The organism is Dysgonomonas mossii DSM 22836, assembly GCF_000213575.1.
Lineage (GTDB): Bacteria > Bacteroidota > Bacteroidia > Bacteroidales > Dysgonomonadaceae > Dysgonomonas > Dysgonomonas mossii.
Genome location: NZ_GL892005.1, coordinates 32,999 through 47,667, shown reverse-complemented (window position 1 = coordinate 47,667; position 14,669 = coordinate 32,999). Strand labels below are relative to the sequence as shown.

General features: G+C 37.7%; 9 protein-coding genes. 3 read left to right on the top strand and 6 right to left on the bottom strand.

The features are described 5' to 3' along the window. Positions 1 to 9: 9 nt before the first annotated feature. From HMPREF9456_RS03765 to HMPREF9456_RS03755, 3 genes are all read left to right on the top strand, one after another. Complete coding sequence (locus tag HMPREF9456_RS03765; RefSeq protein WP_006842132.1) at positions 10 to 1,899, top strand: hypothetical protein; 1,890 nt, start codon at positions 10 to 12, stop codon at positions 1,897 to 1,899. A 158-nt stretch (positions 1,900 to 2,057) separates the two neighbouring features. Then, a complete protein-coding gene (gene bglX, locus HMPREF9456_RS03760; RefSeq protein WP_006842131.1) occupies positions 2,058 to 4,289 on the top strand; it encodes a beta-glucosidase BglX in 2,232 nt (743 codons plus the stop codon). Positions 4,290 to 4,299: 10 nt separating this feature from the next. After that, positions 4,300 to 6,885, top strand: coding sequence for a beta-mannosidase (locus HMPREF9456_RS03755; protein WP_006842130.1), 2,586 nt, complete (start codon positions 4,300 to 4,302; stop codon positions 6,883 to 6,885). 160 nt (positions 6,886 to 7,045) lie between these two features. On the opposite strand, the gene HMPREF9456_RS03750 is transcribed toward HMPREF9456_RS03755, so the two are convergent. From HMPREF9456_RS03750 to HMPREF9456_RS03725, 6 genes are all read right to left on the bottom strand, one after another. Further along, entirely contained in the window at positions 7,046 to 7,849 is an 804-nt protein-coding gene (locus HMPREF9456_RS03750; RefSeq protein WP_006842129.1) for an alpha/beta hydrolase, read from the bottom strand. A 91-nt stretch (positions 7,850 to 7,940) separates the two neighbouring features. Then, positions 7,941 to 9,125, bottom strand: a complete 1,185-nt coding sequence (locus tag HMPREF9456_RS03745; RefSeq protein ID WP_006842128.1) for a glycoside hydrolase family 26 protein — start codon at positions 9,123 to 9,125, stop codon at positions 7,941 to 7,943. Positions 9,126 to 9,136: 11 nt separating this feature from the next. Next, positions 9,137 to 10,621 (bottom strand): hypothetical protein, encoded by a 1,485-nt coding sequence (locus HMPREF9456_RS03740; protein WP_006842127.1) that lies wholly within the window; start codon positions 10,619 to 10,621, stop codon positions 9,137 to 9,139. Between the two features lie 12 nt (positions 10,622 to 10,633). Next, positions 10,634 to 12,097, bottom strand: coding sequence for a hypothetical protein (locus HMPREF9456_RS03735; RefSeq protein WP_006842126.1), 1,464 nt, complete (start codon positions 12,095 to 12,097; stop codon positions 10,634 to 10,636). A gap of 50 nt (positions 12,098 to 12,147) precedes the next feature. Then, the gene (locus tag HMPREF9456_RS03730; RefSeq protein WP_006842125.1) at positions 12,148 to 13,110 is read right to left on the bottom strand and encodes a hypothetical protein; all 963 of its coding nucleotides are present in this window, start codon (positions 13,108 to 13,110) and stop codon (positions 12,148 to 12,150) included. Positions 13,111 to 13,125: 15 nt separating this feature from the next. Next, positions 13,126 to 14,664, bottom strand: coding sequence for a RagB/SusD family nutrient uptake outer membrane protein (locus tag HMPREF9456_RS03725; protein ID WP_026177019.1), 1,539 nt, complete (start codon positions 14,662 to 14,664; stop codon positions 13,126 to 13,128). Positions 14,665 to 14,669 lie beyond the last annotated feature (5 nt).

Here is a 14,669-nt window from a genome sequence, read left to right as displayed (position 1 = left end):
ATTATCATCATGAGAAAACTAATATTTAATTTAATTTTACTGCTAATTGCAATTACTAGTAGCTCTCAAAACAAAATTGTATCTAACTTTAATTATCTTTCGTCTAATTTTGATACGTGGGGAAATGTGTCAATCAATGTCCTAACATCTACGGACGGCAGTCTTGGTAAAGCAGGTCTTGTTTCTGTTCCTGCAAATAATGAAGGAAACGGAATTTATTTTAACCTGAATAACACATTTACAAAATCTAATTATTCGGGAATTAAAATACGGGTAAAGTCTGCTAATATAGGAACCTTCTCATTTGTGTATAAACTCGAAAATACTTCCACCGGAACTTCCGTGTCGGATTGGGAAACCTATCCAAAATACAATGCAAACGGGCAATGGCAGGATGTGATATTACCTTTAGACAGGCTTTCGGACGGGCAATTCAACAGGATTAGTTTAGTTCCGGGAGCCTATGAATCCAAACCGGCCTTTTCATTCTATATCGACGAAATTGCTCTTGTTAATAAAAACGTGAATTCTAGCAGTCCTACTGTAACCATCAGCGGTAATAAGTTCTATGCCTATGGTAAGCAAATTTTCTTCAACGGTATAAATACTGCATGGCAATGGAACAATGATTATCGTCTCGATTTTTTAGGAAGGAATTATAACCACCAATGGTGGCAGGAAGAATTCAGCCGTTACGAACAAAACAATATCAATCTGGCTCGGATATGGGTACATGGAGGAGGTAACACAAGCCCATCGTTGAATGGGGATGGACTGGTTACAGGCGCTACCTCACAGTTCTGGACCGATATGGACAAGCTTGTGGCATTGTCCAGAGAAAGACAAATATATATTATGCCCACTTTCTGGTCTTTCGATATGGTAATTAACAATTACAATGCAACCCGCTGGAGCCAGTTCCGGCAAATAATCAATGATGAAAACAAAACAAAATGGTATTGTGAATATTTTCTTGTTCCGTTTGTAAAACGATATAATGACGAACCATATGTGATGGGCTATGATATATGTAATGAAATAGAACATATGTGGAGGGATGCCAGTTGTGGTAATTTATCCCGTGATAATGTTATACGATTTATAGCTATCTGTGCTTCCTACATACATAAACATACCAATAAACCTGTTACATCAGGTTCTATGTGGATTATATGCAATAGCAACAAATACAATAGTTGGACATGGGCAGATACCTATGCAGGCAATAATTATAGTGAAGCATCTTTGAGAGCACGATACAATGACCTTGATGCATTTCTTGACTTCTATTCTCCGCACTGGTATCAGTGGCAATCGTCAGGAGCTTTCTTTAATAAAACTATCGGAGAATGGATGGATGACGGATACAAAGCCGTAGTTATCGGTGAAACACCCGGATATAATGTAAATGAATCGGGCTGGAATATGACTTTGGCTAATGCTTACCTGAATGCATATTGGAATGGTTACAGCGGAGTATGTGCATGGAAAAGCCCTTGGGAAAATGACGGATACGGCACTTTTGCAGGAATAACACCGGCAACAAATAATTTTTATCAGAATTATCCACAATTAGTTTATCCTAATGGAAAACGACAGACATTTATGGCATCTGATTATTCCCTAACCGATAATCACCTTGTAGAAAGTAAAAAAATAGTAGATGATATTGAAATAACTGTTGTTAGCGGAGGTATACTGAAAGTTAACATAAAAAATGAATACAAAAATGCAACTATGCAAATAGTTGATGTATCGACAAGTCGTATATTATCCAATCAGAAAATAAAAAATCAAAACACAGAATTTAACCTCGACCATCTTGGTAGTAATAAAATAATAGGAGTTCAGGTCGTACGAGGCAACGATATAGTTTCAAAAAAGTTTTTCATAAAGTAATTACATCCTAATTGCAAAAATATAAGAGCAAAGCCGAAATATCAGCTTTGCTCTTTATGTTAAAGAAGAGTTATTTCAAAATAGTATAATCCTTCAATTATATTGTATAATTCTTAAATCTAAGTTATTAATAGATTTGTACTATTTATATAAGTATTATGAAAAAGAAACTTTTTACCATTATTGCTACTTATTTCTTATTCGGTAACTTATTTGCTCAAGTTAATATAGAATACAGAATAGAGGCTTTATTAAAACAAATGACCTTGGAAGAAAAAATAGGTCAGATGAACCAGTTGCATTGTGAAGACTGGAATAAGCTAAAAGAAGAAACTGAAAAAGGTCATGTCGGATCAGTAATGAGTATAACTGATCCCAATCTTTTTAACGAAATACAAAAAATAGCTGTTGAAGAATCACGTCTCGGCATCCCATTAATTAATGCACGAGATGTAATACATGGATTTAAAACTATATTTCCTATACCATTAGGTCAAGCTGCTACATTCAATCCGGAAATTGTTGAGAAAAGTTCGCAGATAGCTGCGACAGAAGCTTCTGCAGCAGGAATAAGATGGACATTTGCCCCAATGATTGATATTACTCACGATCCACGTTGGGGAAGAATAGCTGAAGGTTTTGGAGAAGATCCTTATTTAGTCTCAGAAATGGGTAAAGCATCTATCAGAGGATTTCAGGGTCGCAGTCTTCATAATCCTCGTAGTATTTTGGCATGTGCAAAACATTTTGTCGCTTATGGTGCTGCTGAAGGAGGAAGAGACTATAATTCAACTTTTGTGTCGGAAAGAAGATTGCGAAATCTATATCTGCGTCCTTTCGAAGAAGCAGTCCAATCCGGAGTGGCCACAATAATGACTTCATTCAATGATAATGATGGGATTCCGGCATCGGGCAGTAAGTTCTTATTAACTGATATTTTAAGGAATGAATGGGAATTCAATGGTTTTGTTATATCTGATTGGGCATCAGTCATTGAAATGGCAAAGCATGGTTATTGCAAAAACGGGAAAGAAGCCGCAATGAAAGCCGTTAATGCGGGATTAGATATGGAAATGGTCAGTGAAACATATATCAATCATCTACCTCAATTATTAAAAGAGGGAGAAGTATCCCTTTCAGACATAGATAATGCTGTAAGAAATATACTAAGGATAAAATTTGAATTAGGTATTTTTGAACAGCCGTACATACAAGATGAAAGAGAAGAAATATACTATGCTGAATCTCATTTAGAAGCTGCACAGGAGGCAGTCGAGCAAAGTACAATTTTACTGAAGAATGAAAATAATGTTTTGCCATTGAATATGAATAATATTAAGAGGATTCTTGTTACAGGTCCAATGGCAAATGCACCACATGATCAATTGGGAACATGGGTATTCGACGGAGACAAAAAATATACAAGAACTCCATTAATATCGTTACAAGAACAGTCCGGACATATAATAGAAATAATATACGAACCTGCGCTGTCTATCTCCCGCGATACAAGTAAATACAATTTTAGTAAAGTCGTTGAATTAGCCAAAAAGGTTGATGTAATATTAGCTTTTGTAGGTGAAGAAGCTATACTTTCCGGCGAAGCTCATTCGTTGACAACTTTAAATTTACTAGGAGCCCAATCAGCACTCATTGAAGAACTGGCGAATACAGGAAAACCTCTTGTAACGACTTTTATGGCGGGGCGTCCTTTATCAATAGGAAAAGAAGTTGCTCTATCTGATGCTGTATTATACTCTTTCCATCCGGGAACGATGGGAGGACCGGCATTAGTTAGTCTATTGACAGGAAAAGTTATTCCATCAGGAAAATTACCTGTAACATTTCCTAAAAATGTGGGGCAGATACCAATATATTATAATCATAACAATACCGGAAGACCTGCCGATGGCAATGAAACAACATTATACCAAATACCTATAGAAGCTGAACAAACCTCATTGGGTAACAAATCTTACTATCTGGATGCAGGAAAAGACCCTTTATATCCATTCGGATATGGATTGTCTTATACTACATTTATTTATTCCAACCTCCAATTGTCACACAATAAGATCAAAAAAGATGATACTCTGGAAGTTTCTTTTGATTTATCCAATACGGGGAAATATGATGCTACTGAAGTTATACAGATTTATTTCCGTGATATAGTAGCAAATATTATAAGACCAGTAAAAGAACTAGTACATTTTGACCGTATAAATCTTCAAGCTGGAAAAACAATGAAAGTTAAAGTTGAAATCCCTGTATCCAAACTTGCTTTTTGGAATATAGATATGCAAAAGGTTGTTGAATCTGGACAATTCGAATTATTTGTAGGGGGAAGCAGTGAAAATGTTATCAATACTAAATTTGAAATAATCAACTAAATATATACATATGAAAAGAATAACAACAATACTACTTATGATTATGTCAACGATATTAATTTTAAATAATCTGCAAGCTTCTCCGATTTTAACGGAGATAAAATCGGAATGGAAATTTAAACAGGCAAGATTAAACAACTGGTATCCTGCTACTGTTCCCGGTGTTGTGCATACCGACCTGATGGATAACGGTATCCTGGAAGACCCTTTTTTTCGCTTGAATGAGAGAGGAGCACAATGGGTGGATAAGGAAGACTGGATTTATGAAACCACCTTCCATATAGATGATGAGACTTTCCGAAAAGAGAATATTGATTTGTACTTTAAAGGATTGGATACTTATGCCGATGTTTATCTCAACGAAACCAAGATACTCGAAGCAAATAATATGTTTCGGGAATGGCGTGTGGATGTGAAAAATATAATCCACCCAAAAGATAATAAGCTTAAGATATACTTTCATTCACCTATAAAGGTCGATATGCCAAAATGGGAAGCTTTGCCTTTTCAGTATGAAGCTATAAACGACCAATCAGAGAACGGCGGACTTTTCGACCGGAGATTAAGCGTATTTGCCCGCAAAGCAGGATATCATTATGGATGGGACTGGGGGCCCCGTCTTGTTACTTCCGGCATCTGGCGTCCTGTATTTGTGGAGGCATGGGACGGACTTCGTATTGATAACGTTCATTATATCCAGAAAAATGTTTCTGCTAAGAATGCGGATATCGAAACCGTATTGGAAATAGTAGGAGACAAAGACATAGCTTCCGCAAAAGTGGAAATAACAGATGAGCAGTCGGGAAAAGTATTGTCTTCTGAAGTCGTAAATATCCAAAAAGGGATAAATAAAGTGAAGTTGAACTTCACTATGAAAAACCCTGAATTATGGTGGTCGAACGGATTAGGCAAACCTCATCTCTACACTTTCAATGTAAAGGTATCGATAGACAACAGGACGATTGACAATAAAAGTGAAAAAATAGGAATACGTTCTGTTATGCTTGTTAGACAGCCGGATAAATTCGGTAAAAGCTTTTATTTCGAATTGAATGGTGTCCCTGTTTTCTCGAAAGGAGCGAACTATATACCCTGTGATATTTTCCTTCCGCGGGTTACAAAAGATATATACCAGAAGACTATTCTGGATGCAGTAGATGCCAATATGAATATGCTCCGCGTATGGGGAGGCGGTATTTATGAAGACGATTACTTCTATGAACTTTGCGATGAATACGGTATCATGGTCTGGCAGGACTTTATGTTTGCTTGCAGTCTTTACCCTGCTGAGGGCGAATTATTGGAAAATATCCGGCAGGAAGCGATAGACAACGTAAAGAGATTACGTAACCATCCTTCCATAGCCATCTGGTGCGGGAACAACGAATGTCTCGATGCATGGAAAATTTGGGGGTGGGAAAGGAATTATACAGCAAAAGACCCAAAAATTGCGGAAACTATATGGAAGCAGTTTTATGACCAGTATTTTGTCGTTCTGCCCGATGTCGTAAAAGAATACGACCCGATGTCAAGCTATACGCCTTCTTCTCCGTTTACCGATATAGACGGAAGAAGGGACAAGACCGATGGCGATATGCATTATTGGGATACATGGCAGAAAGGGCTTCCTATAAGCACTTATAATGACGAAAAGAGCCGTTATTTCAGCGAATATGGTTTTCAGTCGTTCCCCGAATGGGCTACTGTAAAACTGTATGCTCCCGAAGAAAAGGATTGGAATATCACTTCTGAAGTGATGATGTCGCATCAAAGGGGCGGGGCACATGCCAATCAGACCATTGAAAAATGCCTGATAAATGAATATGGACAACCAAAGGATTTTCAGTCTTTCCTTTATATGAGTCAGGTTTTGCAGGGAGATGCCATGAAAATAGCCATGGAAGCGCACCGCCGTGATATGGGATATTGCATGGGCTCATTGTTCTGGCAACATAACGATTGCTGGCCTGTGGCTTCATGGGCAAGCCGGGATTATTATGGCCGTTGGAAAGCCCAGCATTATTTTACCCGTGAAGCGTTTAAAGATATACTTGTTTCGCCTATTTTAAAAGACGATAATCTGGATATATACATTGTTTCAGACAGGCTGAAAAATACCAAAGGTAAATTGCATATTTCCGTGATGACATTGGATGGTCGTGTAATTTCAGAAGAGATTAAATCCATCAATATACCTGCAAATGCAAGTACTAAGGTTTATTCGGAAACAATAGTTAAACTGATGAAAGGTAAAGCTAAAAATGAAATTGTCGTAGTAGCGGATTTCATCGATGATAACAATAAGCAATACAGCAATAATTATTTTCTTCTCAATCAGAAAGAGATAAACCTGCCTGAAGCAAATATCACATACAAAATACAAGCCATAGACAATGGGTATGAAATAACCTTGAATAGTGATAAGTTCGCAAGAGCAGTATATTTATCAGTGGATGGAATCGACAATTTCTTTGAAGACAACTATTTTGATTTGTTGCCGAATAAGGAAAAACCAATTAGTGTAAAAACAGAATTATCAATGGAAGATTTTAAGAACCAAATAAAAGTCATTTCTCTGAAAGATTGCCTACATTAACTTTTCATAAATGTAAAAGAGGCTGTCCCAAAAGTCAGAACATCCTCTTTTTTATACGTTTTTCTTCGGGTCTGTATCTGAGACTGTTTTCAAATACTCAAATCTCAGAGAGATAAAAATGCTTTTGGGACAGCCTCTTTTCGTTTTTTTATAACTTGTCTTAATTCATTTTATTTATCCAGTTCAGCATTAGCAGACAACCCGGGGCATACACATTTCCATGGTCAAAACCCTGTAATTCGTAAAGTTTTACATCTTTGTTTCCTACTGACCTTAATATAGCATCTAAGTGTGCATTCTCTTCATAACGAGCAGGAAGTTCCATGTTTCTATCCCCTGTGATTAACAGTATGGGTGGAGCATCTTTCCGCGCATGTGTAATGGGTGCATATTCGTCCATATAAGGAATATCGAACGAAAGTCCCCTTTCTTTCTTGATTGTATAGTGCGTATTTGTTTGTCCGCTTATCGGAATCACCCCTTTAATTTTATCCGCATCGATACCTAATTTTTGCAGATAAGATTTATCCAGCGCAACCATTAGTGCTAGATAACCTCCGGCAGAATGTCCCGATACAAATATCTTGTCCGTGTTTCCGCCATAGGACGCAATATGATTAAAAACCCATGCGACAGACTCCGAAGCATCTTCTGTGTAAGCCGGATTTTTAGTTTTCGGACTGAGACGGTAGTTTACTGCAACCACGGCTACACCCGTTTCTTTCAATTCGAGGGGAATACCTTTTTCGCCACCTTCCAATCCACCGCCGTGAAACCATATTATAGTCGGATAATCTGTCTCTCCCTCAGGATAATATACATCCAGTTTACAACGTTCTCTCCGATATTCATCCTTCTCGTCCGATGAGATATAGGAAATATTTTCTTTCAGTATGTAATTTTGGCTGTATACATCAGCTAAAAACAAGCCCAGAAAAGCAATAATGATAATGGTTTTTCTCATTGTGATTTATTATGATGTATGAAAAAAGTTTGCATAACAAAAAATGTTGTGCAAACTTAAGAATATTTTCAAGAATCTGTAATAATGGGAATTAATTCACTGTCAACCCCTCTGCCATCTGATACATATTGGGTAAATCTCCTGAAAAGAACGAAACCGGGCTATCATACATTTTTATAAAGTTCTTCTCTGAAGCATGCCCTTTAAACGCTGAATAGAAATGTTTTCCACTCTCACCCGGATCATAAGCGTTACGCCACATAACAATCAAGCTGATAAATTGTCCTGATGCTGGAGTAAGTATCTGTTGTGTCCAATAATTCTTTTCAGGTACACCTCCGCGTTGTATTCCTTCAACTCCTGTTTCAGTAACTCCGCAAGGTTTTTTCAATTCTTTCGAAAGGCGTGACAAAGTAAACAGATTTGAGGTGAATGTATTTGGATTGAGTCCATGATAGGCATCCATTCCCAAAAAGTCCACATAATCATTGCCCGGCCATCTGAATAGGAAGTTATCACGTCCCTGAACAGAATCTATCTGAGGAGAAATTGCGTAGATGAAATTATGTACGCCTTTCGTGTCGCGAAGATAGTTTACGGTAAATTTCCATAAGGCGATAAATTCCTCCTGTGTAGTGCAGGAACTTCCCCACCATGACCAGCCTTGTGTGTGTTCGTGGAACGGACGGAAAATAACGGGAATATTCTTACCGTCGGAACCTTTCAGGTTTAAAGCAAAATCAGCCAAGCGGTCAAGCCACAGTTTGAATTTCACATTTGTTTCACTACCTTCTGTAAGTATCTCTTTAGCTACATTTTTATTAGAATTGTCCCATGAATCACCTCCTGTCAATGGATTATTTAGGTGCATAGATGCTGTCAATACTTCACCTCTATTATATGCTTCGATAGCAACTTTTCTGCGGATAGCGTTTGCTGCGTTCTGATAGCGGTCATCCATTATTTCCGAAACATCGAAACTGAAAACTGCCGGATAATCACCACACACATCTTTAGTATCCGAACGACCTTCTTCATTATACCATTTGCGACCATACCACAGGTCATCATGATGACCGAACATAAAACCTTTGGACTGTATAGCCCATAAATTAGAATATAAAGCTTTAGTTTCGGTTGTGGCATTTTTGTCAACTATTGAAAGCTCTTTTACTTCTTCATATTCCGGATACAGAGCCGGAACATCATCCACATCTGTACAATTTGTAAACAGAATCGCAACCAGTGCAAATAATAAACTATATTTTTGTTTCATAATATTCATTTTTAGTCCATATTCGTTAATAAAATAAAGCTTTGTGCTTTAAGAATTGTTTTGTATTCTTTACCAATATTTAAACGAGTTTCACTCGGAACCGGATGTCCATCTTCATTCTTCTTCATATTGTTTTCTTCGTATAAATATTTTGAAACATCTTGGAGTTCCACCGGTAAAGATATACTCAGATTCTTATCAGTTTCTCCAATATTTACAGCAGCCAAGACATGCTTTCCATTATGTTCGCCAGCAACCATATAGATTCCTTGAGTGCGGTCTATTGTTGTTTTCAGAATATTAGTTCCGGAAGGGAAATAGCGGCACATAAGCGACCATGTATAATACCACGGACGGATTTCTTCTTGAGATGGATCGTTGAATACCTCTTCTCCCAGAATATTCCACATTCCCCACAATTTGATATCTTCCGTTTTGCCTGAATCGCCACTGCTGTGCATAGCATCATCCAGCATCCATGCTGCAATACCCGAATAACCGCCGTTCATTACCTCCATACAGAGAAGAGGCATATCCAGCCCATAGAAGTAATCGTAGACCAGCATGTTAGAATCGCTTCCTTTCGTAAACGGGTGCCCTTCTGTTCGGCGGTTATATTCTTTCATCAGTAAAGAGTCTGCCTCACGCCAGTATTTATATCCCGCTTCACCTAAAACGATTTTTTTATCCTTCGGAACAAATTCTTTGTGCCGTGCCAGAATATCGACATATTTACCCGAACGCACTTCGTATTGCCCCGGATAAGCATGTAAGTCATACAAACCGACAATAGAGTCTACATCGTTAGCTGTTTGCTTTACCCAGCCTATAGCGTCATAAGCAGATGCCGGATTTTTAAAATCCATGACAGCGTCTGGTGCTGCAAATTTCACTTTCTCACTCAATCCGGGGAATTCTTTCATCTTAGTATGAAAACGGAGCAACATAGATTTCCATAATTCATAATCGCCGTTCGTAGAGGCCCAGTCACCATCGGGTTCGTTGAAAATCACGAAATATTTGATACATGAAAATCCAAGGTCATTGACCAGATAATTGAGGTAATCGACAGACATATCCACCCATTTTTGGTCGACTTTCATATCCCATGTCGGAGGATTGTATTCTCCATACATAACGGTAATGTTATTATCGGTACAATATTTCAATACGCGCGAAAGCGATTCTATATTCCGTGTTTTATCATATTTGCCTGTTTCTGCATCATAATAACGGAAAGGGCTGTTTATCATACACCGCACATATCCCATCCGCATGAAATCTAGCCGTTTGAAAAGCTTTTGCCAATCTGCTTCGGATATGGATGAACCCCATGCTTCAGCTTCATCATACGGGTCCCATTCGACTCCGTTTCCGATATAGTCAGCATTGATAATATCGGAACTAACCGTAATCTGTAATTCCTCTTTGGGTGCGGAGCAGGACAAAACAACCATACTTAATGCAATAGCCTTTATTATATTTTTTATTTTCATATCGGTCATCTATTAATAATCAAAATTTGTATAAACAATGAGTGATTCAGCAGGCATTGTGAACTGTTCTCCTTTTGAGAGATTCAATTTCAGATTCTCTTCATTCGGTAAAAGTAAATAGTCACCTTCTGTTTTCAATGTACCATCAGCATAAACGAACTTCTTGCAACCCGTTAATTCAGGCATATTCGAACTTTCCAGCTTTATCTCTTTCTTTTCTTTTGAAACATTTACTATGGCGAGCATATATTTACCGTCTTTTCCCGATATTACCGATTTTACGTTGTTATCACCCATAATATCACTCATATAGATTTTAGATTTAGCAGGAATATATTTGCTCAACAACGACCAAGCATAATACCATGGACGTACATTCTCTTCCTCAGCTCCAAACTGTTCTTCTCCAAATATATTCCAGAATCCCCATATTTTCAATTTATCGGGAGCTTCATTGGAGTGCATGGCATCGTCGAGCATCCATACCACTGAACCCGAATATCCGCTGTTGATAGTCTGGAATAAGGCATCTGCCATATCCGTTCCGTACATATAATCGTAAACGAACATCTGTGAATCTTCAAGTGAAGCATGTTTTTTGGCTTTTGCACGGCGGATATTATCCTGATTGTAAAGTGAATCGGCTTCTTCGACAAATTTGAAGCCGATTTCTCCCATTACTATCTTTTTCCCCTCCGGTACACTGTTTTTATAAGCTTTGATAATATCCGTATATTCTCCTGAATTAACGGTTATCTTAGATGGGTAAGTATGAATATCATACAGTCCGACCATATCGCCTAGCTGTACGGCTGTGCTGTCTATCCACCATGCTTCGTCCTTACCCCATATAGCGACATCGGGTCCTACAATGTCAACTTTGTCATTCAACTTTAAAGTTTCCATATTCTTATGAAGTTGCTTTATAGCTGAAGCCCATAAGGAATAGCTTGTATTTGTTGATGACCAGTCGCCGTTTGGTTCGTTTATCAGATTGTAGTATTTGATGCATGTATAACCCTTTTCATTGATAAGGTAGTCGACTAGTTCGGCCGCATGTTTCATGTTCTTATCGTTAATCTTTGCTTCACGGGTATTGATTACACTCCATCCCCAATCCCCGAACATTACTGTTACATTTCGACTCTGGCAGTAATCCAGCATTTTCGATAATGTTTCCATACCTTTTCCGGGAGTAAATTCTCCGTCATCCAGAAATGAAGAGGTATTTACCATAATGCGGATAAACTGCGGACGCATAAAGTCGAGCCTGTCATACAGCTTTTTCCAGTCGGCTTCGGATATTTCCAGCCTGCCGTTACCGTAATCCAGTTGGTATGGGTCCCATTGTGCTCCATTCCCTATATAAGAATCGTTTATGAGGGTATTTATATCAATGGAAATTACTGCATCCGGCTCTTTCTGGGAACAAGATAGAACGAGAACTGAGAGAAATAAAAACAAACCTTTTTTCATTGTTTATAAAATATGGACAGATAAACCCGAAGGCTTATCTGCCCGTATGATTATTGTTTAGTTATCATTATGTAATATTTACGTGCTTTCTTGGCAAATTTATCAAAATCGCTGTAAATATTATCCCAGTCATCCGTACCATTCAGGTTAAATGAAAAAGCATTATTATTAACAGTTACAGATTTTCCATTTCCTAAATCATATGTTCCCGCGTTTTCCAATACTCCGGTGGTTACTGTTCCATCTTCAGCAGTAAATGAAATAGTTCCAAGTGCATAGTTGCGTGTCCAACGACTCTCGCCTTCCGGTATTTGACGATAAAAATGTTTCAGGTCTAAATCAACACCGGGATTATCTTTGTTCTGGGAACCTTGGAAAATAAAGTCTGCATATTTTCCATCCGATCCTGCATTATTGATACAAATCCCCGAAGTATTACCCTCATCTGTAATTTGATCCATTGTGAAAGTCAGGATATTGTCGCATTCTGTTTTAGGTGCATAATTATCAGACCAGCACCACGATTTACTTTGTAGTTGGAGAACTGCTCCTCCTCCATATTCCGGACCTGTTCCTCCGTAAACAATTAGATCGTTGATAGCCCAGGTGCCTATTACAGTTTCCCTGAATTCAGTTGCATATATTTTATACTCACGTACTAGCCCTGTAGCAGAAGTTATTGTAAGAATTGTACTTCTTTCAGCATTGCTAAAATCTAATGAGCCACCAATATTTATTGATGCTTTGGCATCATACGATAGTTGTAATTTTTCTAGCTCTACTTTAGAAAGATCTTCAATTGCATCTATATTTAACGACAATCCTATTTCGCCCGAAGCATCGTCTATTCTGGCTATCTCGGCTTTTCCAACTTGATTTTTTAATTTTATATCCAAAACCATTCGGTCATTGCTCCAGCCACCCTCATTCAAGTCGTCCTGCATATCCTTTACACAAGATTGGGTAAGGATAGCAAAAATTACAAATAAACTATATTTTAATACTTTGTTCATGATCTCTAAATTTAATTAAGGTCTTAAACTTGGATTCAAATTAATCTCAGATTGAGGAATAGGGTAAAAAGTATATTGGCTTTCATTCAATCCCATATTCTTCACTTCCTGAATATCTTTTATACGGTTAAGGCGCCTTAAGTCGTATAAATATGCACCTTCGAAAGCCAACTCATATTTACGTTCTTTGTACACAGCCTCTCTGAAATCACTAGTGTTAAGTCCAGAAATTAAGTTTCCAAGTCCGGCGCGATTACGTATAAAATTAACAGCGCTATAAGCCTCCGATGTTGGCCCGGCAGCTTCTGCATAGGCTAACGCTATCTCAGAATAACGAATTAGATAGGGACGTGTGCTCGTTTTATCTCCGTCAAATTTGGGGTCGATAAATTTACGGCAGAAAGGATATGGAATTTTTCCACCTGTCGGAGTCCACTCCGCTTTCAGTGTTCCATCTTCACTATAAATCTTATTAACGATAAGGTCTGTCTTACGCTTGTCATCATTATCATAACTATTGTAAAATCCTATTTCGGTACGATATTCGCCCCATCCGTCATGCGATTTAATATATTCATTTGAATCACCCTGTTTCAGCCAGATCGTTGCGCCATCAATATAAGGAATATACATTTTCGATATTTTGGAATATTGTCCTTCACTTTCTCCCGTCCGATCCATTGACATTAGGAAAATGTTTTCTTTACCGTTAAAATTATCTATATCATAAATTTTCAGTAAATCATTTTCGAATCCATAAGTGTGTTGAGGATAAGCCGGATCAAATCCCATGACGCGTCCTGCATACTTTTTGGCTTCTTCGTACATAGAGTTTACATCCTTGTTCATGTCTTTAAAAAGCAATACACCATTTTCTTTGCCCGAAGCAATAGTAAGATATGTCTTTGCTAATAAAGCCTGTGCTGCAACCTTATCTACACGTCCCATAGTTGGAGTAGAATACACAGGCATCAACTCTTCTGCCAACTTTAAATCTTCTATTATGAAATCATATAATTCATCCATACTAGCAGCTAGTGGAGCTGAAGTCTGGTCCAAAGTCTCTACTACTCCTTTGTGAATAGGAACTAACCCAAAGTTGCATGACAAATAATAGTAATTATAAGCTCTTAAAAAGTAAGCCTCTCCCATATATTGGTTTCTTAAATCATCCGGCATATCAGTACCAGGAAGCTTTTTTATAACCGCATTCGCACGGTTGATAGCAATATATGAATATTTGAAGAAATTCATCAAAGTGCCATTAGTATTGAAATTGTCTGTTTTCCACAAATTCAAGGATTGATTGTCTGTTGCAGCATCGGATTTTGTCGTCATAATTTCGGTAGGCATATCCCCGAGAAAAACTAGTGCTCGAGAATATTCCAAATATGTAAGTGTTGCATATGCATAATTGATAGCAGCTTTTGCATCTTCTGAACTTTTGTAGAAGTTATCTTCAGAATAGAATCCGTAAGGATCTTCATCCAGATTACAGGCTGTAAAGCCCATAATGAAGCAGAACATTAATAAAAATTTTATTTTTGTTTTCATGATTA

Excerpts from the sequence above, each read along its gene's own strand:
- HMPREF9456_RS03765 (WP_006842132.1), top strand. The coding sequence starts at position 10 with ATGAGAAAACTAATATTTAATTTAATTTTACTGCTAATTGCAATTACT.
- bglX (WP_006842131.1), top strand. The coding sequence starts at position 2,058 with ATGAAAAAGAAACTTTTTACCATTATTGCTACTTATTTCTTATTCGGT.
- HMPREF9456_RS03755 (WP_006842130.1), top strand. The coding sequence starts at position 4,300 with ATGAAAAGAATAACAACAATACTACTTATGATTATGTCAACGATATTA.
- HMPREF9456_RS03750 (WP_006842129.1), bottom strand. The coding sequence starts at position 7,849 with ATGAGAAAAACCATTATCATTATTGCTTTTCTGGGCTTGTTTTTAGCT.
- HMPREF9456_RS03745 (WP_006842128.1), bottom strand. The coding sequence starts at position 9,125 with ATGAAACAAAAATATAGTTTATTATTTGCACTGGTTGCGATTCTGTTT.
- HMPREF9456_RS03740 (WP_006842127.1), bottom strand. The coding sequence starts at position 10,621 with ATGAAAATAAAAAATATAATAAAGGCTATTGCATTAAGTATGGTTGTT.
- HMPREF9456_RS03735 (WP_006842126.1), bottom strand. The coding sequence starts at position 12,097 with ATGAAAAAAGGTTTGTTTTTATTTCTCTCAGTTCTCGTTCTATCTTGT.
- HMPREF9456_RS03730 (WP_006842125.1), bottom strand. The coding sequence starts at position 13,110 with ATGAACAAAGTATTAAAATATAGTTTATTTGTAATTTTTGCTATCCTT.
- HMPREF9456_RS03725 (WP_026177019.1), bottom strand. The coding sequence starts at position 14,664 with ATGAAAACAAAAATAAAATTTTTATTAATGTTCTGCTTCATTATGGGC.